The organism is Vibrio harveyi NBRC 15634 = ATCC 14126 = KCTC 12724, assembly GCF_001591145.1.
Classification (GTDB): Bacteria; Pseudomonadota; Gammaproteobacteria; order Enterobacterales; family Vibrionaceae; genus Vibrio; species Vibrio harveyi.
On sequence record NZ_BCUF01000037.1, the window covers coordinates 1 to 20,273 of the forward strand.

General features: G+C 45.3%; 14 protein-coding genes. 5 read left to right on the forward strand and 9 right to left on the reverse strand.

Going from position 1 to position 20,273, the window contains the following annotated elements; all coding sequences use genetic code 11:
• Nucleotides 1-318: 318 nt before the first annotated feature.
• From VHA02S_RS17825 to VHA02S_RS17835, 3 genes are all read left to right on the forward strand, one after another.
• Nucleotides 319-1,089 (forward strand): efflux RND transporter periplasmic adaptor subunit, encoded by a 771-nt coding sequence (locus VHA02S_RS17825; RefSeq protein WP_038899069.1) that lies wholly within the window; start codon nucleotides 319-321, stop codon nucleotides 1,087-1,089.
• Nucleotides 1,086-4,133: an efflux RND transporter permease subunit gene (locus VHA02S_RS17830; protein WP_038899068.1), complete on the forward strand. Its 3,048-nt coding sequence runs from the start codon at nucleotides 1,086-1,088 to the stop codon at nucleotides 4,131-4,133. Before VHA02S_RS17825 ends, VHA02S_RS17830 begins: the two co-directional genes overlap by 4 nt.
• 212 nt (nucleotides 4,134-4,345) lie before the next feature.
• Nucleotides 4,346-5,317 (forward strand): TAXI family TRAP transporter solute-binding subunit, encoded by a 972-nt coding sequence (locus VHA02S_RS17835; RefSeq protein WP_005451897.1) that lies wholly within the window; start codon nucleotides 4,346-4,348, stop codon nucleotides 5,315-5,317.
• A gap of 97 nt (nucleotides 5,318-5,414) precedes the next feature.
• On the opposite strand, the gene VHA02S_RS17840 is transcribed toward VHA02S_RS17835, so the two are convergent.
• The 4 genes from VHA02S_RS17840 to VHA02S_RS17855 form a co-directional block, all read right to left on the reverse strand.
• Nucleotides 5,415-6,185 (reverse strand): sulfite exporter TauE/SafE family protein, encoded by a 771-nt coding sequence (locus VHA02S_RS17840; protein ID WP_038899067.1) that lies wholly within the window; start codon nucleotides 6,183-6,185, stop codon nucleotides 5,415-5,417.
• A 154-nt stretch (nucleotides 6,186-6,339) separates the two neighbouring features.
• Entirely contained in the window at nucleotides 6,340-7,866 is a 1,527-nt protein-coding gene (locus tag VHA02S_RS17845; RefSeq protein ID WP_005451899.1) for a tripartite tricarboxylate transporter permease, read from the reverse strand.
• Nucleotides 7,867-7,886: 20 nt separating this feature from the next.
• Nucleotides 7,887-8,381 carry a tripartite tricarboxylate transporter TctB family protein gene (locus VHA02S_RS17850; protein WP_005451900.1) on the reverse strand — a complete coding sequence of 165 codons (495 nt, stop codon included), beginning with the start codon at nucleotides 8,379-8,381 and terminating at the stop codon, nucleotides 7,887-7,889.
• 230 nt (nucleotides 8,382-8,611) lie between these two features.
• Complete coding sequence (locus VHA02S_RS17855; protein WP_038899066.1) at nucleotides 8,612-9,586, reverse strand: tripartite tricarboxylate transporter substrate binding protein; 975 nt, start codon at nucleotides 9,584-9,586, stop codon at nucleotides 8,612-8,614.
• A gap of 284 nt (nucleotides 9,587-9,870) precedes the next feature.
• Here VHA02S_RS17855 and VHA02S_RS17860 point away from each other — a divergent pair, with 284 nt between their 5' ends.
• Entirely contained in the window at nucleotides 9,871-10,269 is a 399-nt protein-coding gene (locus VHA02S_RS17860; protein ID WP_005451902.1) for a GFA family protein, read from the forward strand.
• A gap of 158 nt (nucleotides 10,270-10,427) precedes the next feature.
• On the opposite strand, the gene VHA02S_RS17865 is transcribed toward VHA02S_RS17860, so the two are convergent.
• Nucleotides 10,428-10,877 carry a GNAT family N-acetyltransferase gene (locus VHA02S_RS17865; RefSeq protein WP_005451904.1) on the reverse strand — a complete coding sequence of 150 codons (450 nt, stop codon included), beginning with the start codon at nucleotides 10,875-10,877 and terminating at the stop codon, nucleotides 10,428-10,430.
• Between the two features lie 92 nt (nucleotides 10,878-10,969).
• A complete protein-coding gene (locus VHA02S_RS17870) occupies nucleotides 10,970-11,455 on the reverse strand; it encodes a type II secretion system protein (RefSeq protein ID WP_009696964.1) in 486 nt (161 codons plus the stop codon).
• A gap of 281 nt (nucleotides 11,456-11,736) precedes the next feature.
• Here VHA02S_RS17870 and VHA02S_RS17875 point away from each other — a divergent pair, with 281 nt between their 5' ends.
• On the forward strand, nucleotides 11,737-14,883 hold the full coding sequence (locus tag VHA02S_RS17875) for an HD domain-containing phosphohydrolase (protein WP_038899065.1): 3,147 nt from the start codon (nucleotides 11,737-11,739) through the stop codon (nucleotides 14,881-14,883).
• Between the two features lie 26 nt (nucleotides 14,884-14,909).
• Here VHA02S_RS17875 and VHA02S_RS17880 read toward each other — a convergent pair whose 3' ends face one another.
• From VHA02S_RS17880 to icmH, 3 genes are read right to left on the reverse strand one after another with little or no spacing between them, the layout of a single operon-like run.
• Nucleotides 14,910-15,626 carry a protein kinase domain-containing protein gene (locus VHA02S_RS17880; protein WP_038899064.1) on the reverse strand — a complete coding sequence of 239 codons (717 nt, stop codon included), beginning with the start codon at nucleotides 15,624-15,626 and terminating at the stop codon, nucleotides 14,910-14,912.
• A gap of 2 nt (nucleotides 15,627-15,628) precedes the next feature.
• Entirely contained in the window at nucleotides 15,629-19,018 is a 3,390-nt protein-coding gene (gene tssM / locus VHA02S_RS17885; protein ID WP_038899063.1) for a type VI secretion system membrane subunit TssM, read from the reverse strand.
• Nucleotides 19,015-20,268, reverse strand: a complete 1,254-nt coding sequence (gene icmH, locus VHA02S_RS17890; RefSeq protein ID WP_038899062.1) for a type IVB secretion system protein IcmH/DotU — start codon at nucleotides 20,266-20,268, stop codon at nucleotides 19,015-19,017. Before icmH ends, tssM begins: the two co-directional genes overlap by 4 nt.
• Between the last annotated feature and the right edge of the window lie 5 nt (nucleotides 20,269-20,273).

A 20,273-nucleotide genomic window follows, 5' to 3' on the forward strand; every position in this document is an offset into this window, starting at 1 on the left:
GGTTACTTGGGTATATATCAAATCATGGCGAGTTTCTCTCGACAGACCTGCAACGGTTTTGATTGAACGAAGTACTAACAAATCAGAAAGGACTCCCTCGATTTAAGTAGTTAAACGCTTTATTCAGGACTCACTTTTTTTCCACACCTCCACTGATAATTTATATATCAAGCATCAATAAATAAGAGCGTTAATCGTTTGCTGTACTTCTGGTTAATGCCTTAGTAAACACTAAAGGCTTGTGTGTTCCTGTCAGTGGTGACTTGTCGGAGGAACGGTTACACAAGTCATTTGGTTCATCGGAAATGAGATAACTAAATGAAAAAAAGATCCGTACTAATTCCTTTATTTCTTTTATCAAGCGCTGCTCATGCAGCGAGCGATTACGTTGTTGGTCAACTGATTCCTGAAAAAAGTGTTGTGGTAAAAAGTGAAGTCGTCGGCGTGGTGGATTCTTATCGTTATGATAACGGTGACTCTGTGACTCAAGGGCAGGAGCTATTGTCTCTGTCCTCAGAAGACTATGCATTGAGTTTGGACTTAGCCCGTAACGAGTTAGAGGTGAGTCGTGCCGAGTTAGATATTCAAGAAAAGCAATTAAAGCGTTATCAATCCTTGCTGACCAGTAATGGCGTCTCGGCAAGTGACGTGGACAACCAAATTCGTGTGACTAACATTGGTCGAGCTCAATTCAACGTAAGCAATACACACTACAAAATCGCTGCACGAACATTGGATAAAGCCTCTCCAGATGCACCTTTTGATGGGGTAATCATCAATCGCTCTGTTGAGTTAGGGCAGTTTATTTCGGTGGGCGATGCGCTCTTTACCATCGCTGATATGAAGCGATTGAAAGTGCGTTTTCATCTGTTAGAGATTGATTTCAACAAGTTCAGCAAAGGCGAAAAGGTTAAGGTCGAAGTGCCTTCTGTTGAGCAAACGCTAGATGGCACCATCACTTTGCTTTCTCCTGCGTTCCAAAACAGTGAGCCGGGCTTCCTTGTCGAAGTGACGGTCGATAACGCCAACGGCGAGCTTAATCCGGGCATGGAATCATACGTGTATTTCAATGATCAGGAGGCAATGTGAATTTCTTCTTAGATTTGCTCTCTCATCGAAAGTTTGCGTCTAAAATCCTAACCATTTTGATCATCAGCATTGGTGCCCTTACTGCCTACAATCTTCCCCTTGCTGAGAAGCCTCGATTTGACTTAGGAAAAGGCGATATCGTCACGGTTTACCCTGGTGCCAGTGCGAAAGACATTGAAAGCAACATCACCAGTAAAATCGAGAAAGAACTGCTGTCTATTTCTGGATTGAAAGAGTTTACCTCCACGTCGGAAACTGGCGTCTCAAACATCAGTGTGGTGTTGGACAGCAATGTCTCTGATCCGAATGCGGTTTATCAAGACATTCGAGATGCACTGGCAAGGGTAACGGATTTACCCGCTGGTGTGACCGAAGCGCCAACCTTGTCGATCAAAAAGTCGTACAGCTTGGATTTCATGGTGGTCGGTATTTCTGGTGATGTTGGTTATAAAGCACTGCGAGATAAAGCCAAAGACCTAGAGTTGGCATTGCGACGCGTAGAGGGGATTGGTGAAGTTTACACTGTTGATTTACGTGCGCCAGAATTCTTAATCCAACTCGAACCAATTTCTTTGAGGCGCTACGGCTTAACATTGGATCAAGTGGCGGCATTGATTGCAGAGCGTAATACGCTGATCAGCGGTGGTCGTCTAGAAACCTTAAAGAACAACCCTGAACTGATGACCTCTGCCGAGCTGGATAGTATTGAAGAGCTGCGTGAAATGTTCATCTCATTCAGCCCAAATATTCAGCTTAAAGACGTTGCAGGTCTCATTGAGGATGGGTTTGAAAAAGGCGAGGTTTATGGCTCAATCAACGGTAACAAGAGCATTCTTTTTGACTTAAGAACCAATGAAAGTGCGGACGTTATTAGCACCTCTAACGCGGTGAAAGCTCTGATTGCAAATCAGCAAAAACTGCTCGGTGACAAATACACTATCGCCATCGGTTCTGATTTGTCTGAAGACATCCAAGAGAAAGCGCGCATCGTGCAAGACAACGGCTTGGTTGGGCTTGGCTTGGTGTTGATTACGTTGGCGCTTTTCCTTGATAGACGCATTGCATTTTGGGTCGCGGTTTCTATTCCCGTATGTATCTTCGGCACGCTGGCTTTGCTGCCTCCTTTCGGGCAGATTCTGGATGTGTTCACTATGTCCGCCTTAATTTTGATTGTCGGAATTATTGTCGATGATGCCGTGGTGGTGAGCGATAAAATCGTGGCACTAGTTGAAGAAGGTTATCCAGTTGATAAGGCGGTCTCGCAAGGTGTGAAGAGTGTATTCCCAGCGGTCCTAGCAAGCATTTTATCGACCATGATTGCCTTCATACCTTTGCTCTTCTTACCGGGAAACAGCGGTAAATTGGTTTATGTAATTCCGCTTACGGTCATTATTGCGTTGTGCTTTTCGTTTATCGACGCGCTGTTCTTTATTCCTGCCCATTTAAAGGGCATTTTGAGTAAGAAGAGTCAGGTAAAGAAAAAGCCATTTTTAGATTTAAGCGCACTGAATCGTTTAATTGAACTTGTCATTCGAAACAGCAAAGTAGCGCTGCCATGTATTACCGTAGTGATTCTGACTTTAGGAGCGATTTCATATAAGAGTTTGAGCTTCTTGTTCTTCCCAACAGACGGCGCGTATTTGATAGAAATCAGTGCTGAATCGAATCCAGAGTTAGATTTGGATGACGTCTGGAAAGAAACACAACAACTCGAAGCGCTGATCAAAAGCACTGAAGAAGTGAATTATTGGTACGGCGAAGTGAGCTCACCAAATAGCTATTGGGTGATTTCATTAACACCACCAAACAGCCGAACAAGAACCGCAGAGCAAATCGTCGAAGAGTGGGAAGAGAAAGCAACGCAAATTACAGGGTTGGCTCAAATTGAGTTCGATATTGATGGCGGCGGTCCTCCGGTAGGACGTCCAGTGGACTTGCGTGTCGTTGGCGGTACGGATGAAGGGCGAGAAAAGCTTGCTAATGATTTGACGGCGTACATTGAATCATTGGAAGGGACGAGCCGAGTACGACGTGATTTAAATGCACCAGCACCACAGATTCAAGCTGAGCTGCAAAATCACTGGCTCAAGTACTACGGCATCAGTGCCAACAAAGTTGGGGATATCATTAAGTTTGCGATTGACGGTCAACGCGTGACGCGGATCTTTAATGGTGAAGAAGAAGTGTACTTCCGAGTCGCTTTAGAAGAAGACGACAAATCCTTAAAAGAACTGGATAACATTTTGGTTCGCGCCAGCAATAACAAGCTGGTGCCATTAAGTGAGCTGGTTCGATGGAGAAATGCCGATGCAGAAGCACAAATCAAACACTTTAATGGAGAGCGAGTGATTCGTGTCTCGTCAGGTGTCGATTCGACCGTGACTGATCCGGTTGCCGTTTTTGCTGCGGTTCAAGAAGCCTTTGCCAATAAAGAATACGGCGGTGCCTCTATTATTGCGACAGGGCAGATCTTAGAAACACAAGAAGCGCAGCAAGGCTTTGTCATCGCGATTAGTGTGGCGTTTATTGGCATTGCGTTGCTTCTGATTCTTCTTTTTGACCGAATGCGCGAAACCTTAATTGTGTTGACGGTGATTCCTTTTGGCATCGCTGGTGCGATGTTTATTCTGTTCTTACATAATCAGGTGCTGAGCTTTTTCTCCATCATCGGGATGATTGCCTTGATTGGTATTATGGTGAACAACAGCTTGGTGCTGATTTGGCACTTCAAAGAACACGAAGCGCAATGTAACGATACCAACTTGCTGGAGTTTGTAATTCGTGGAACGCAAAGCCGAGTAAGACCAATCACCTTAACCACAATCACAACCGTTGCAGGTCTTATCCCGCTTGCGTACGGCTTGGGTGGCTACGATAACTACATGTCGCCGATGGCGCTGGTGGTTGGTTGGGGCTGCGTGATCTCGATGATCGTCACGCTTACCGTGATCCCATCCATTTACCTATGGACACACAGGAGAGGGAATGAAAGTGCATCCGCAGTCAATGACAACAGCGAGGAGAGAGCCCTAGCGACCGACTAAGTATTATTGAAATACCGGACAGCCCGCAGTTAAATTCTGCGGGCTTTTTGGTTGGGCTAAAACTAAAGTCGAACACGGTTCATAATTGCTTACCGATCAATGCCTTTTGCTGCGTGGTGATAATTCTCAGGATGTGATCTTAAACGTTATCAATTTGTTAACGATTGCTATACTTACCAAGCCATAAACAAAGGAAAAAATAAGGACGTTCAATGTTAAAGCTCAAGCAAATTGCTGTCGCGGCTTCTCTGGCTGCACTCAGTACAAGTTTTTCAGTTTCTGCTAAAGATACGTTCGTAACCATTGGTACGGGCGGTGTAACTGGCGTGTACTACCCGACGGGTGGTGCAATTTGTCGTTTGGTGAACAAATCACGTGCTGATCATGGCATCCGTTGTTCAGTAGAAAGTACTGGTGGTTCTATCTACAACATCAACACCATTCGCGCAGGTGAGTTGGATTTAGGTATCGCGCAGTCGGACTGGCAATACCATGCTTATAACGGTACGAGCAAGTTTGAAGATAAAGGACCATTCAAAGAGCTTCGTGCGGTGTTCTCTGTACACCCAGAACCGTTCACCGTTGTGGCTCGTAAAGACGCTAACATCAACACGTTTGATGACCTAAAAGGCAAACGAGTGAACATTGGTAACCCAGGTTCTGGTCAGCGCGGCACCATGGAAGTGCTAATGAAAGAGTACGGTTGGACGAATGATGATTTCAAGCTGGTATCTGAGCTAAAAGCATCAGAACAGTCAAAAGCACTGTGTGATAACAAGATCGATGCGATGGTTTACACGGTCGGTCACCCAAGTGGTGCGATTAAAGAAGCAACGACCTCGTGTGACAGCAACATCGTAACGGTAGCCGGGCCACAAGTTGAGAAGTTGGTTTCTGATAACAGCTTCTACCGTATCGCAAACGTACCGGGTGGCATGTACCGCGGTTCAGAAAGCGATGTACAAACCTTTGGTGTAGGTGCGACGTTTGTTTCTTCAACGGCCGTGCCAGACGAAGTAGTTTACAACGTAGTGAAAGCGGTATTCGAAAACTTTGATGATTTCCGCCGTCTACACCCAGCATTCGCCAACTTGAAGAAAGAAGAAATGGTGAAAGATGGTCTATCTGCGCCGCTTCATCCAGGTGCTGAGAAGTACTACAAAGAAGTGGGTTTGATTAAGTAATTTCACTTAGAACTAATAAAAACGCCATCGTAGTTTGCGATGGCGTTTTTGTTTGTGAGCAATGAGCGCTTGGCTTTGGTTATATCGTGGTATTGAGTTAGGCATAGACATCTACGAAAAAGTAAATGGTAATCGCGATAGAAGAGAGGGCAACGAAGCCTTTTACATGATTAGGATTCAACCGGCGAGATACACGCGCTGCCAAGTAGCCGCCAACCAATGTGCCAACCATTACAACGCTGCCTTTGGTCCAATCGATCGAACCGTTAGCAACAAAGATCACGATGGCAATCAGAGAAACACAGGTCGAAACCAGCAGCTTAAGCCCGTTCATTAAGTTGATGTCTTGGTGCCCTGCAACCACTAAATAACTTAATACGATCACGCCTAGTCCGGCATTGAAGAAGCCGCCATAAGCAGAGACGCTAATCAAAAGAAGACTTAATGCAATCACACCCAGAATGCCGGCGTGTTTGGTCTCTTTGGTCAGAGATTTAATCAACGCGGTCATGCGTGAGCCAGTTAAAAAGAGCACGGTTGCGAATAAAAGTAGCCATGGAATCGCTTCAAGAAAAACAGATTCCGGCGTATTCAGCAGAAGGTAAGCACCGACAGCGCCACCAATCAAACTGAAAGAGATAGTGAAAGCGAGTTCTTGCTTGTTCTTCATGATTTCTTCGCGAAAACCGATTGCACCACTGATGTAACCTGCGCAAGAAGCATAAGTATTCGTCGCGTTCGCCATGATGGGAGGCACGCCAACCGCCATTAATGCAGGGAAGGTAATGAAGCTACCACCACCGGCGACGGAGTTCATGATCCCACCAACGACGCCCGCAGCAAACAAGAGAGCAAATTCCAGCAGCATAAAAAGTCCTTTTTTGTTCTTATAGTTTTTGTTTCTGAACGATTAACACTACGCAACTCACCCAAAGAAATAAAGTAGCGATTAGTCCAAGAAAAAAGCCACCGCAGAGGGTGGCTTGGTTTCAAAGGTCTATCTTGAGGGAGAGATAGAATGCTTATTGCTCAACTTTCACTGGTTGCGCTTTAAGCTTTTGAAAGAGTTTTACAAACAGTGGGCTGCCAAGTACCAATACTGCAAGCACTGTGAATGTCAGTGTGATTGGGCGTTCCCATAAGAAGCTCAGTTCACCGTCGGAAATCATCAATGCACGACGCAGGTTCTCTTCCATTAATCCACCAAGGATAAAGCCAAGCAACAGCGGTGCGAGAGGGAAGTTTGCTAACCTTAGTGCGATGGCAGCCATTGCCACAAGTAACATCACAAACACGTCCATGGTGTTGAAAGAAACCAGATACACACCCGTAATGGAGAAGAACAGAATCATCGGCAACAACACGGTTCTTGGTACTGCTAACAACTTCGAGATGTATGGGATCAGCGGTAGGTTAAGAATCACCAACACAATGTTGCCGAAGTACATGGAGATAATTACCGACCAGAACACATCTGGATGTTCAACAAACAGACGAGGACCTGGTTGAATACCGTAAGCGATTAATGCTCCTAGCATGATTGCGGTTGTACCAGAGCCCGGAATACCAAGAGTCAAAAGAGGAACGAAAGAACCACTTGATGCCGCGTTGTTCGCTGACTCCGGAGCAACCAAACCTCGAATGCTGCCTTTACCAAACTGCTCTTTTTTATCCTTTGGAGCAAGGTTACGTTCCATACCGTAACTTAAGAAGGCTGCGATGGTTGCACCTGCGCCCGGAAGAACACCAGTAAAGAAACCAAGAATTGAAGAGCGAATAGAAACAGGCGCTACTTCTTTGATTTCTTCCTTGGTGACTTTCATCGAGCCAATGTTGCTCAGCTTATCTTGTTCCTCATCACGCGTATCTTCAGAAGGCTTCAAAATACCCATCAACGTTTCACCAAGCGCAAAGGTCGCCATCGCCAACAATAGGAAGCTAAAGCCATCCATCAAATCCGTTAGACCAAAGGTGAAGCGTTCGACACCGACGCCTTTATCAATACCGACGGTAGACAACATCAAGCCTAGAATGGTCATCATCCATGCTTTTATTACTTGTCCTTTGCCAGCGAACGCAGCCACTGCGGATAAGCCAAGAAGCATTAGCGCAAAGTAGTCAGAAGATTGGAAGCTTAACGAGACGTTAGCCAATGCAGGTGCCGCCACAAGCAGCATTATTGCTGAAAGCGTGCCACCAGTGAAAGAAGAGTAAGCCGCCAGTGCAAGTGCTTTACCTGCTTGTCCTTTCTGCGCCATTGGGTAGCCATCAAACGCGGTAACTACGGTTGAAGAACAACCCGGTGCGTTGATAAGAATAGAGGAAGTTGAACCACCAAATACCGCACCATAGTAAACACCTGCCATCAGAATCAGACCCGAAGATGGATCCAAACCATAGGTGATAGGAATCATCAGAGCGATGGCAGAAATAGGACCAAGCCCCGGTAGCATGCCGATAAACGTACCAACAAAACAGCCAACAATCACCATCATGATGTTCATTGGCATCACGGCGGTGGATAAACCTTGTAGAATTCCATCTAACATAATTCAGTCCTTTCTTTTGACTACCAGATGGTGAAAATCAGACCAGGCTCAAGGTAGATATCCAGACCTTGAGTGAGCAACAAGTAAAACGCGATAACGAACGGGAATGAGGCTCCAAACAACACCGATTTACGTCGTTCGCCAAGAAGGTAAAAGCCCGCAAGCAGGAAGAATCCTGTCGCTAATACAAAGCCGATGTAAGTCAAACCCAGACCATAAAGCGCCATCAAAACTAAAAAGGCGATAAGCAATTTCCAGTTGAATGACATCACAGCGCCGCTTTGTTTATCGGGCTGACCAGTGACCAATAGCATTAGCGCTAAACCAATCCCGACGTAGGTCAGAATGGTCGGTAAAGTGCGAGCCGTGAAAGGTTCGTATTCATCCCCGGGAAAGAGAGGGATTTGCGTAGTTTGGTAGCCATAGCATAGGCAAAACAACAAAAAGATCATCGCGCCAACACGATCGCGGCACAGCAAGTTCTCTTTGGTAAAAATATTGGTTGAATGAGACATATCCAACTCCTAGAACAACAGGAAAAGACCGTATATGGGCGTTAATGAAGAAGGACCAAGTCATTAACAATTAAGCGCATCGCTGCTAGTCGAGTTACTTAGTGTTTACCAATCAATAAACAAAGGAGTTTTTACTTGTCGAATATCGACAATGCCCATATACGGTGAAATTAGAGTGCAAATACAACGGGGCTAGGGATAGCTAACCCCACAAACTCGGATGGGAGTTATTACTTTTTAAGGAAACCTAATTCGCGCATTAGATCGCCCATTTGCTGCTCTTGCTCTTCTAGGAACGCGAAGAACTCTTTATCCGCTTTGTAGTTGTCAATCCAACCATTGCGGTCACGAACAACTTGCCATTCGTCCGTTTTGTACATCTTGGTCAGAGCTGCGTTCCATTCATCGAGTTTGGCTTGGCTCGTGCCAGGAGCGGCAAAGAAACCACGCCAGTTCGCGAACACAGTCTCATTGCCATATTCTTTCAGGGTAGGGATGTTTGGTGCAGCGTCTAGACGTTTTGGTGCCGTAATCGCCAGTACTTTTACCTGACCAGATTTCGACATCTCTAATACTTCGCCAAGACCGGTTGAAAGCAATTGTGTTTCGCCAGACAGAAGCGCTGCCATTGCTTTGCCGCCAGCGTCATACGCGATGTAGCGAACTTTACGCGCGTCAAAACCTTCGCCTTTAAATGCAGCTGCGACGACAAGGTGATCCATCGAGCCACGAGCAGAACCGCCGGCGATTTTTACTTTACGTGGGTTAGATTCGAAATCTTTGACCACATCTTCCCATGTGTTGTACTTCGAATCCGCGGAAGTCACGATAGCGCCGTAATCAGCAATCGTCGCAGCTACTGGCGTGAGATCTCGAAAAGATTGCGGGAAGATACCCGTCAGTGAACGAACAACGATTGGGGTTGAGTTCACCATCAACGTATCAGGTTGGCGCTCAGCGGTTTCGATGAGGTGTGCAATGGCTTTACCACCACCGCCACCAGAGAGGTTTTGGAAAGAGACATTTTCAAGGATGTCGGATTTAACCAGTACATCACCTGTACCACGAGCCGTCATATCCCAGCCACCACCAGCACCACCAGGGATTAGAAAGTGGATTTTTTCAACATCAGCAGCAAAAGCGTGGAAAGAAAATGAGGCTGCAATGATGGATGCGGCGAGCGTTGGTTTGAGTACCTTTAACATGTTTCACGTTCCTTATGTTGGTGACTCTCTTGTTTTGAAGAGTCTTATTATTTGTTCTCCTAGCAAGGTAGGGTGACTCGCTAGTGATGAGTTAAAGGTTAATAAGGTGTTAACGTGATGTCTCTAATGCGTAGATAAAGAGAATATTGAGCATAAACGACGTTTTGTTCATAAAGTTCACGCAAATATACTCATCAAAGAATGTGGTGAAAGACTAGGTTGGTCACATCAATGGAGTGTCTAAAACCGCCATAATGATGGAGGTTGAATAGGGAGGAATAGAGATGAAAGGAACATGTTTATGTGGCGCTATTGAAGTGACCGCACCTCAACACAATGAAGTGAGCTTTTGTCATTGCGATATGTGTCGAAAGTGGTCAAGTGGGCCTCTGCATGCGGTGCATTGTGGTCCCGGTGTGACATTTAACGGTGCTGAGCCTAAACGCTATCAATCATCCCAATGGGCAGTACGAGGTTTTTGTGGTGAATGCGGCACGAATATCTATTACCACTTGTTGGCAACAGATGAATATATTCTTTCTGCGGGATTATTTAATGAGCCAGATTTCAAATTAAGCTTAGAGATCTTCACTGATGAGAAGCCCGCATACTATGATCTGCAACCACACAGCAAGAAAATGACAGCTCAAGAAGTTTTTGACCAATACGCGCCAGAAGAGTAGATAAAATGAAGTTTCTCTGGTTAAAGGTTTTACTGACAGTAGCGGTATTTGCAGGTTTATTTTTGATTGTCTATCAGCAAGTACAAAGTGGTGTAAGTTGATCATTAAAAGCCGAGTATTGACTCGGCTTTTCGCTCTTTGCTCACGTGCTCGTTTGATTACTTAAGCATGTGGACATAGTTATAAAACTCGACATCTCGTACGTAACCGTGTTTCTCATACACGGATTGCGCGGTTTTATTATCAATACCAGTGCTTAACATAACAAAGGCAGAGTCGGTCTCTTTTGCCAGTTGGTCCGCTTGTTCCAATAAGCGTTCACCAATCCCTCGTTTTCTCTGTGATGAATCCACATACAAATCGTACAGAAGCCAAATCTTACGCATTTCTAGCGAACAGAAGAGTGGATAAAGCTGCGCAAAACCGAGCGTCCGCCCACTTTCATCCGTTGCGTAGTACACGACTGATTCTTCATTCTCAATACGAGCTTTGATAAAAGACTCTGGGTCTTTACCTGAAACATCGACTTGATAAAACTCAAGATATTTTAGGTAAAGAGGAGAGACCTTTTTGACATCAGAGACACCTGCTTTTTTCACGACGATCATAATAAAACCTTAAGGGTATATAAGACATTAGCTAGCATACGCCGATTGAAGAATAAGATTTCGTAGTAATCTAATCTCTCTAAAATGGAGCTCTAGCAATAGTCGTAAAACTTTGTGATGGTTAACTTATTCGTAGTTGCAGTTAGACTCGTAGCGCCGTGAGATGGGCGGCTGATACTGAGGAAACAACCTGACTCTTTTATCTGTTCAGGTGACTTTTCCTTGCCTAAGTAAATAAGTAATGACGGTTTCTCGGTCGGTCCGATATTGGCAAGGTTCAACCCTTGCACGCCCATCGCTTTCTCTACATTGAAATCATCCAACGCTAGCGTTCCCAATCTGACATAAATGTTCAGTTCTGACAGTTTTGCTAACGGCATTTCTGCGACACCTTGACTCTTAGCGTGTGTCATCATCTCCTGGTTGATGTCATGAAATTTGTCGATAAAAGATTCCAAGCTGTTGAGTCGATCTTGACGTTGCTTCTGCATGATTTGTGGTGCTGAAAACAAACTTATTATGGCTAAGAGAATAAGCGCTACAGTCACTTCGGTTAAGGAGAATCCTTTTTGCTTCATAGATATTTCTTACAGATAGAGGGGGCATACAAAAGAAGCGTAATGTTAGCGAGCTAGGTGCTTAGGATAAATTTGAGATGACCGATTATTTCAACAGTCGAAACCTATGAAAGAACTGAGACTGTGGTTGCGATAGTGGTACTTGCCGATTAATAACCTTTTGGTCGCTCCTTGTGCAAGTCTATGAAAAATATGTACTAGACTTGATATTAATATGCCTCAAGTTGCCAACATAGGTAGCGAATTTTCTTGTCGTCAATGCCATTGGAGGGCGTTATCGCATGAAAACTAAATCAGGTTCTCCTCGTAAGTTTTCGATTAAGTTCACCGTCGGAAGTCTCTTCATATTTGCTACTGCAGTGACTGCGTTACTCGGGGTTGGTATGCAATACTACTTTGGTAAGCAGATGTCAGAGGAACATATTTTGACGCGCTTAACCATGACGGCTAAAGACGTCAGTAACCATATCCATCAAATTGATGCGAGTGCAACAAGTAGTGCGGGGATACTGCGGAGTGTAGCTGATTACAGTGATACACAATTTAGTGAAGATGAAATTCAGCACGTATTTACCCAAACCTTGATTGATAACCCTGTCTTTTACAGTATTTACTTTGCGAATCAGGAAGAGTTCTTCTTTCAAGTAGTTAACTTGGAATCTTCTTCAATTGTTAGAGGAAAAATAGGAGCGGCACCTGATGAACGTTGGGCGGTTATCAAAATTGTAGGAGAAGGCGAAGAGCGAACAAGATATTCCTTATTTTATTCAGAGTCGCTTGAGCTGGTTCGTACTACAAAACAAAGTAGTAACTTCTATCCATCTCGGAGACCTTGGTTCGACAATGCCTCAAAAAACAGTGTCTACAAGACCGATCCCTACTTATTTCAGCATTTAAAAATCACCGGTCAATCCTATTCTGTTCGCAGTAATAAAGGCGCAGTGATCGGTGTCGATACCGTGCTCTCGTCTCTGAGTGAGAAAATCACAGCGACTGAACTCGGAATGAAAAAAGATGATGGCGTAGAGTCGTTCATTTTTAACAATCGAGGTGAAGTGATCGCTTCAAGCATCAACGTATTTCAAGAGGTTGAAATTCCGACATCGCCACCGTTAACTTTAACAAAAGAACAGCAAGCATTATTGAATGATAAAGAGTTTGTTGTGTCCAACCAGAATGATTGGGGACCATACGATTATACCGAGAGTGGTGAGCCTGGTGGCTATGCTATCGATGTTTTAAAACTCATCGCTGAGAAAACGGGCATGGCAGTGGAGTTCGTAAATGGCTTCAGTTCTGCAGAATTGGTGAAGAAGTATCGCAATGCCGAAATAGATATACTTCAGCCAGTGCTTGGTGCTCCCTCTGAATTTGGTCTCAAGAGCCATCCGATATTTTACGGACAACTGGCTATCGCAGCCAAAATCGATATTCCGATGCCCGTTTCTCTAACTGAACTCACGAACCAAAAAGTGGGCGTCGTCGCTGGCTTTGGAATGAAGGAGTGGTTACTCGAACGTTATCCGACACTCAATATTGTTGAACAACCTAATCTCGATTTAGCAAAACGAGCGCTGCACATGGGGGATATTGAATACCTTGTAGACAGTTACCTAACCATGGTCGAGATGAAGCGACTAGTGAAAATTACCAATATCCATGTGACAAAATTGACGGAATCACCTCTGGAATTTTCTGTGTTCATGCAAGATGAAAACAGTGGATTGATGCAAGTTGTCAATCAGGCAATCGACAGTATTACACCAGAACAACAATCCGCGTTGGAAGAGAAGTGGTTTAAACCCCATCAATGGCGAGGCAGTTTTGCGCCTTATCCAGAAGTCTATGAGCTAGCAACCCAAAAAGACAAACACGACACGATGAACAAAGTGACCATTGAGGGAGAGCATCGATTTCTCTATATCACTAAGTTGCAATCTACTCGTGGAACAAGTGACTACTTTGCGGTGTTAGTTTCCGAGCAAGTCGTTACTGATGCTGTCACCAGTCGATTATCCAAGGCTATTGCGTTTACCTCTATCGTGATGGTTATCTTATTTCCATTAGCATGGAAGGTTGGCTCACCTATTGTGCGTCCGATTCTGGCGCTTCGAAAAGAAACCATCAAAATCAAAAATCGTGAATTTGACCAATTAGCTCCGGTAGAAACGCGTATCAAAGAAGTTTCTGACTTGTCTGACTCAGTTACCGAAATGACGCAAGAGATTCAGCATCACGAGCAACAGCAAGAAGAGTTTGTTGAGGCCTTTATTCGCCTTATCGCGCAAGCGATCGATGACAAGTCTCCTTATACTGCGGGGCACTGTAATCGTGTTCCAGAAATTGGCTTGATGCTGGCAGAGGCAGTAGAGAAGTGCGACACCGGTAAGTTCAAAGACTTTAAGTTCAACAATGACGATGAACGACGTGAATTCCGTATCGCGGCTTGGTTACATGACTGCGGTAAGATCACCACGCCAGAACACATCGTTGATAAAGGCACTAAGTTAGAAGCCAACTACAATCGCATCAATGAGATTCGCACTCGTTTCGAAGTACTAAGGCGAGACGCTGAGGTGGAAATGTGGAAGTCGATATCTACTGGTGAACTGTCAAAAGAAGAGGCACAAGCCAAGTTCGACCAAAGAGTTGCGCAGTTAGACGAAGACTTCCGATTTGTTGCCAACGCCAACGTGGGTGGCGAGTTCATGAGCGACGATAAGATTGAGCGCATTAAACAAATCGCCCAACAAACTTGGTTGCGTCACTATGATGATCATCTTGGTCTTTCTCCATTTGAAGAAATGATTAAGCCAAAATCTGACGTGACGCTACCCGTGGTTGAAAACCTTTTAGCGGATAAGCCTGACCACATTATCGAGCGCGTTCGCCCAATGGAATTTGCACCGGAGCATGGCATTAAGGTGCAAGTGCCAGAGCATCAATATAACTTGGGTGAAGTGTACAACCTGACCATTTCCCGCGGAACGTTAACGCCAGAAGACCGCTTCAAAATTAACGAGCACATGATCAGTGGGATCAAAATGCTGGGGGCACTGCCATTCCCACCGGAGTTAAGTAACGTGCCGCGCTACGCTTCGACCCACCATGAGACGCTGAAAGGCACAGGCTATCCGCGCCGGTTGAGTGCAGAAGATTTATCAACCCCAGAACGCATCTTGGTGATTGCCGATATTTTCGAAGCATTAACGGCGGGAGATCGACCTTACAAGAAAGCCAAGCCAGTGAGTGTTGCGGTCGACATCATGTACAAGATGGCACTGGACGAGCATTTGGATATGGATTTGTTCTTGTTGTTCTTAGAAAGCGGGGTTTACCGTGAATATGCCAACAAGTTTATGCCAACCGAACAGGTTGATGAGGTGGATATTGAGAAGTATCTGAAGTCGAAATCATCGGACGCGTAAGCCAGTGAGCTTAGAGCGTTGAATACCTACAGCTTCAAAGAGTGGCGCATTCGTTGCCACTCTTTTTGTATCAGAACGTGGTAGCGTGTTGGTAAATCAATGTAGCTTGGGGTAGGTAGCAGTTCTGCCGCTTCTTGTAACGAGAGACCAGCAAAGGGATGTTGATCGTGACAGCTGAGCAAGGTCATTGCCAAGGCATAAAAATCATCGTTCTTGCTTGCCTGACCGATACGCAGAGAGGGGCGGGTCGCACTATAGGCTCGGCTGACGGTTGTATGTGAATGCTCTCGGTATTTAGCATCAACTCGAATCATACTGCCAAAGTCGATAAGCCGAACTTGGTTATTTGGCGTCACGACGATGTTGTGTGGCTTGATATCGCCATGCAGATGCCCCGTTTTGTGCAAGTTTAGCAAAGCGAATTCAAGCTTGGTTATTAAGTCTTGCGGTAATAAATCAGGTTCTATCGCGTTAAGTGTTTTGCCTTCCATATACTGGCTCATTAACCAGTCGGCGTGGTTTTGCGAGCCGTAACCATGAAAGTTCGCCCAGTAATCCGATGCGTATTTGGATAGAAAATCCGCTTCCGCCATCAAAGCCCGTTTCTCAGCCAAGCTGCGCGCTACCTTGATGATCACAGAACCATAAAGTTTGTGCTTGCACTGAAACACGTTTTCGCTCAAAGGCGCTACATAAGTAACGCCACAGGCTCTGAACAGGGTTTGATTGGCGAACGTGTTCATCACTAAATACTCGCCGGTAACACAAAGCCCGCAAAGAAGTTCGGTACGAACGGATTGTTCTGACCTTGAGTTTTAATCGTTAAGCGAACCTTGTCGCCATTGTAATCAAACTCAAGTTGAGTACTTTGCGAAGAGGTTGAAGTGACGCGCGGTTCAATCAAGCGGAACCATGCCCAACTGCCTTTAAACTGTTCATTGGCAATCGGCGTTGCTTGTTTTTGTAGACGCACCGTTAGTGCATCTTGTGCGACAGAATCACCTTTCCAGCTTTGTTGTGTCCACAGCATCGGACCGTGTTGGTAGGTGAAAATCGGTTTTTCAGCACGAATGGAAAACTCAGTCAGTGCCGAGCTCATCTCTGTTGGTTTCATCTGGAATTGAATCGCGACGTTTTTCGGGTCAGCTAAAAACAGGGCAGAGCGAATGTCTTTGGCTTTATCAAACATCAGCCAAATCGCAGGATCTAACGCAAAGCCAGTATTTGGCAGTAAGCCGGACATAAACGGCGCACGTTGCTCTGTTGAGAAGCCTTTTAACATGGTTTGATAGAAGGTGTCCAATGTGCCATCGGTTTTAAAGAAGGCAGCAACATCCGCCGTGCTAGCGTCGCTGTTGGCACTTTTCTTAAACGGGTAGAAAGCTGCGATGGTGTTTTCATAAGGCTGGTAGACTTCACTGTTCCACATACTATTAAGGTATTGGTGAGCTAAGTTCATCACCAACTCATTGGTTTGCACTGTCACATAGTCAATCACTTCACCGGATAGCGGTGGCTGGGAATCGGTCAATGACGCCAACTGTGCGACCGGATTTTGCGCTTTTAAACCGGCAGATAACGTTTCGTAAGCCACTTTGTCTGGCGTGTTGGATTTGTAGAACTGATCGAGCCATTTGGCCGTGTTCGCAAAACCTTCCAGAACGGAATCTATTGGCTTCTTACCCTGATCGTCTGATGTCACTTGTTTGTGGAAATCATTAAACGTCAGTGTGATTTGGCGAGCGGATTCCTTTTTCTCGTTGTCTTGCGCAGCATCGGCAATCTCTTCATCGGTCTTCTTCTTCGCATCTTTTGGCTCAGGTAGAAGAACCGAAGTGTAGTTGCTGATGGTGGTAAACAGCTTAGATATTGGGTTGTTTGAGGCATTGTTGAGCACATTCAAGCTGGCATTCAACTGTTCAGAGCCAGAAATGGTTTTCACCTCGATGCTGTTAATAAAATCGCGCCAATAATTGATGTAATCGTTCTGGTACATGCGTTTTAAATCGTGGCTGATTCTATGCATCTCTAGCGCGCTTGGTGCTTGCCCTGCGATGCCTTCATAAGCGGATAACGCTTCGATAAGAAGAGGGGATTCCACCGAAAGATCCAGCTCGTTAAAGCCAGTCGGTGTGTACAAGTAAGGAACGAAATAGCCAACGTAGCCAGGTTTGAATTGGTATATCTGATTGAAGTTGGAACCAAGTTCTTTACGCACATCAATGCGCTTCTCGTACGCATGATCGTTCAAAATGTGTTGGTAGAGTAGCGTCTCGATATTGGATTGATTGATGACTTGCTTCGCCAACCCCTCAAGCTCTTGATTGGCAGTTGTCGCCACTAAGTGCTGGTTAAACACATCGTCGAGCAGCACTTTAAGCTGAGCTACATTGGTTTTGTCCGCTTCGCCTTGGTGCTCTAAGTTTGCTAGGAAGTAGCTTTTGAGCTCTTCAATGTTGGTACGATTTTTATCAAACAACAGTCGATAGTCATTCAACAATTCGAGTGTTCTGGCTTGATCTTCCAAGTTCACATACACATACAAGTCGCTCTCAATGGTGTGCGCCATAGAAGGGATCAGCACTTGCTGCAGTTCTTTGGTGTAAGCCGCCTCAACTTCTGGTTTGATGGTCGCATTCGGTAGGAATGGCAATGTATACCAAGGTTCAGGCTCCTGATATAGCGCGTAAATGCGATGCATGGTGTACAGGTTTGGAATATTGCCCACCAAATCTTCTTTGCTGTATGGCTGTGCTGCGATCGCTTCTTTGTAACGCTCTAACATGCCATCGGCTTTGGCTTCACGATTGGTTTGATAATCGAAGTCGAGCTTGAGAATAGTCAGTGTGCCAACCAGTAGACCGAGCCAAATTAGGGTGTAGGCGGTTTGGCTGAACCACAACCAATTCTCTTTATGGCGGTTAACCCCGACTAAAGTGTTTTCATTTAGCACGACATGAGACATCAAATGCTGAGCAAACAAAGTTTGTTGAACAGGCATTTGTTGGTGTTGCTGATATTGCTCATTGCCGAGGGATTGATTGACCACGTTTGCCAGTAAATCATGCTGTGCGAAATCACTGCCACTGTGGGTAAAGTAGAAGCCGCGGAAGTTGAGCCCATCTGTGTATTGGTCACCTCGATGCAAACGCTGTAAGAAGTGCCACAAATTCTGTTTGAGCAGACCAAATTGGTAAGGCGCCCCACAAATGGCATTGCGGAAATCTTGGTTAAGCTGTGCTCCCAACGCATTGCTCATGTTCGAGATTAACTGACCGATGAGGTGGTCGTATTCGTCATTGAACCAATCGGCATCAATGCCACCATGTTTTTGCACTGGACTTGTGGCGCCGAACACTTCATTGCGTCTCGCTTCATCAAACGCAGAAAAGAACTGACAGAAATCGCTCACTTGACCCATATTGGTTAGGACATTGTAGACAGGTAAGTTCAAACCAAATGAACGATTAAATGCTTTGATTTGCGATTTCAATTGGTCGGCTTTTTGTGACAGGGTTTCACTATTGCCAACTAACTGTTCAATTTCTGTGGTTAGCAACAAGCCGTTAATCGCTTGTCTCGGACGCCATTTATTTAGGCACTGGCACAGTGTTTTTAAGTAAAGCGGTTGCTGATCGTCACCCATGCTGATGGAAATCAGAATTGAGTGTTCACTGAGCCAAAATAGAATCGGAAACTCAATGTCGTTGCCAAAATCATCCACTTTATAAGCTTCATAACCCATCTGCGTGATGATGCTTTTGTCTTTGCTTGGGTTATCACTGAGTAACAGGTAAATCGGCTGATCGTAACGGCTGGTCAAGCGCTTTTTACGTTTTTGTACGCCGAGCATTTTCTTGAAGTGGAAGGCGAGTAACTTGGAGCGTTTAATAATTAGTGCACGTTCTTGGTCTTGCTCAAGACTCTTTTTCACCTTGCGGTTGATTAACCAAAAGCAAAGCCCAGCAGAGAGCAGTGCCACAATGGTCGTCGTGATGACGCCTGCCCATAAGAAATCAGGATACGCAACAAACCAAGTCAGTAAGCCGCCTAAGATTGCCAGAAGCAGAAGGGTAACAAGGCTCCAAATGATTGCCTTTTTTCTTGTTGGTGTGTTTGGGTTGTCTTGCGTCATCGTGACTCAACCTCGCTTTGTTTGTTTTTGTTATGCACCACTAAGCCGTTGACGTTGGCATTCTCTCGATACCAGTTATTGATGGTTTTCGCTTGTTCTGAGTTGTCACATCGAACAATGACGCGAACGTATGAATTGATGTTATCCGCGACAGGTTGATAGTTGGATGTCGGCAGCTGGGCGATAAACTTCTCGGCGTTTTTAAGGTTAGAGAAGGTCGCAAGTTGCACCAGCCAATCAGTGTCCGCTGCAGGGCTCGTGACTGGAGCGCTCTTCGTCTCTGGCGTGGAAGTTTGCGCTTGTTGCGTCACGGCTTTTGGTTGGCTCGGGACTGGACGAGGTGGTTGAGTTGTGTTTACCGCGACTTTATTGCCTTTTAAATCGTCGTCAGTGCTGACATAAACGATATCTTCCGCACGACCAGATTCAATATAGCGTTGGCTGTACTCACCAAGCTGGACAAAATCTCGTGCCCGCTGTGGTTTGGTTTTGTTGTACCAGAAATAGGTCAGAGCAACGCTCAAACCAATGATAGTTAGGAAAAATAGCGTAGTGACAAGGTAACGTTTCTTGCGTGTAGGCTTACGTGTTTTAGGTACCGAAACCTTAGTATGACAATAGATTCCACCGGCTTGTCGGTACTGACTTAAAATCTGCTCTAAGCGGTAGGTAAAACTCTTTAGCTGTTCGCTGCCCGTTTCACGGTACTGACCTTTAAACCCGATATTGAGAAACAGGTAAACCACTTCTAATAAGTCGATCAGCTTGTGCGGTTGGCGCGCTGCTTTCTCTGCCACAGTAAAGAAAAGCTCACCACCGTTGCGCATACCAAACAGTTCACTGAGTAAGGTTTTGTTCTCCCATCCGCGTTTTTCACCCCAATCGGTGTAGACAATCAATTCATCCAAAACCACGGCATACAGGAAGCACAGCTTGTCGATCACGGCGACTGGGTAGGTCAGCTCTGCGCCTTTGGTTTTGATCTCATTGATGGAAGCTACAAGTTGATGCCTAAGCGTGGTGATGTCTTCGGGCTCCGGCAAGGTGTTGATCTTGAGTGTGACTGCCAACAACTCAGAACTGATGTTGATCAGCTGATTCTCGGCTTTATCGAAATGATGTAAGAACCCTATGTTGGCTTGCGCAGCGTTGACCGAATGCCACTTTACGTCTGGCATGTCGGTGTCTTTACTTACGAAGTCGTTTTCGCTGCTGTCCCAAACTAAGGTATCTTCATCCAAATAGTTCATAACTT

Bases quoted from the DNA above. Each gene is read 5' to 3' on its own strand.
- VHA02S_RS17825 (WP_038899069.1), top strand. From the start codon at position 319: ATGAAAAAAAGATCCGTACTAATTCCTTTATTTCTTTTATCAAGCGCT.
- VHA02S_RS17835 (WP_005451897.1), top strand. From the start codon at position 4,346: ATGTTAAAGCTCAAGCAAATTGCTGTCGCGGCTTCTCTGGCTGCACTC.
- VHA02S_RS17840 (WP_038899067.1), bottom strand. From the start codon at position 6,185: ATGCTGCTGGAATTTGCTCTCTTGTTTGCTGCGGGCGTCGTTGGTGGG.
- VHA02S_RS17845 (WP_005451899.1), bottom strand. From the start codon at position 7,866: ATGTTAGATGGAATTCTACAAGGTTTATCCACCGCCGTGATGCCAATG.
- VHA02S_RS17850 (WP_005451900.1), bottom strand. From the start codon at position 8,381: ATGTCTCATTCAACCAATATTTTTACCAAAGAGAACTTGCTGTGCCGC.
- VHA02S_RS17855 (WP_038899066.1), bottom strand. From the start codon at position 9,586: ATGTTAAAGGTACTCAAACCAACGCTCGCCGCATCCATCATTGCAGCC.
- VHA02S_RS17860 (WP_005451902.1), top strand. From the start codon at position 9,871: ATGAAAGGAACATGTTTATGTGGCGCTATTGAAGTGACCGCACCTCAA.
- VHA02S_RS17865 (WP_005451904.1), bottom strand. From the start codon at position 10,877: ATGATCGTCGTGAAAAAAGCAGGTGTCTCTGATGTCAAAAAGGTCTCT.
- VHA02S_RS17870 (WP_009696964.1), bottom strand. From the start codon at position 11,455: ATGAAGCAAAAAGGATTCTCCTTAACCGAAGTGACTGTAGCGCTTATT.
- VHA02S_RS17875 (WP_038899065.1), top strand. From the start codon at position 11,737: ATGAAAACTAAATCAGGTTCTCCTCGTAAGTTTTCGATTAAGTTCACC.
- VHA02S_RS17880 (WP_038899064.1), bottom strand. From the start codon at position 15,626: ATGAACACGTTCGCCAATCAAACCCTGTTCAGAGCCTGTGGCGTTACT.
- tssM (WP_038899063.1), bottom strand. From the start codon at position 19,018: ATGACGCAAGACAACCCAAACACACCAACAAGAAAAAAGGCAATCATT.
- icmH (WP_038899062.1), bottom strand. From the start codon at position 20,268: ATGAACTATTTGGATGAAGATACCTTAGTTTGGGACAGCAGCGAAAAC.